The 641-nt window shown below is 71.9% G+C and carries 1 protein-coding gene; it reads right to left on the bottom strand.

The window, feature by feature from the left end; genetic code table 11:
• Positions 1–391: Ig-like domain-containing protein (locus tag LPA54_RS34795; protein ID WP_228984618.1), on the bottom strand; the 391-nt coding region annotated here is incomplete at its 3' end.
• Between the last annotated feature and the right edge of the window lie 250 nt (positions 392–641).

Raw genomic sequence — 641 nt, 5'->3', positions numbered from 1 at the left:
GCACGGTGTAGCCGGTGGAGGCGGCGAGGTGGGTGGACGGCGTCCAGGTGGCGCCGTCCTTGGATATCGCGCCCTCGACGGCCTTGCCCTTGGCGTTCTTGACGACGACCTCGGTGAGCTTGCCCTGGGCGGCCGTCACCTTCAGCTCACCGCTGGTCTCCACCGACGTGGCGCCGTCGCGCGGCGCGATGGTCACGCGCGCCTCGGACTGCGTGCCGCGCGCCGCCGTGGAGTCCTTGCCCTTGCCCTTGCCCTCGCCCGAGCCGGATCCCGGCTCCGATCCCCCGCCGCAGGCGGTGACCGCCAGCATCACCCCGAGTGCCAGCGCCGCCAGCTTCCTGCCGCCGCGCCGCGCGCCCACCGACGCCCCCGATATCGGCCCCACGTTCACTTGTTTCTCCCCTCGGCGGGTCTGTCCGGACCCGGCCCCCCAGCACGCCTCTCGCGCACACGGCGAATGGTAACCACAGGCCAGGAGCGCGGAAGGCGGAGGTTGTGTCACCGTTCCGTTCCAAGTTCAACGGCCCGGCCGAGGGGGTACGGTCAGCGGCCGTTCACCGCGCTGCCCGCCTTCCAGTCCTTCCAGTTCATGTTCCAGCCGCCGAGCCCGTTGTCCGGCGCGACCGTCCGGTCCTTGCTGT

It is taken from the genome of Streptomyces sp. DH12, assembly GCF_020873895.1.
Lineage (GTDB): Bacteria > Actinomycetota > Actinomycetes > Streptomycetales > Streptomycetaceae > Streptomyces.
This window is presented reverse-complemented; position numbering and strand designations above follow the sequence as displayed.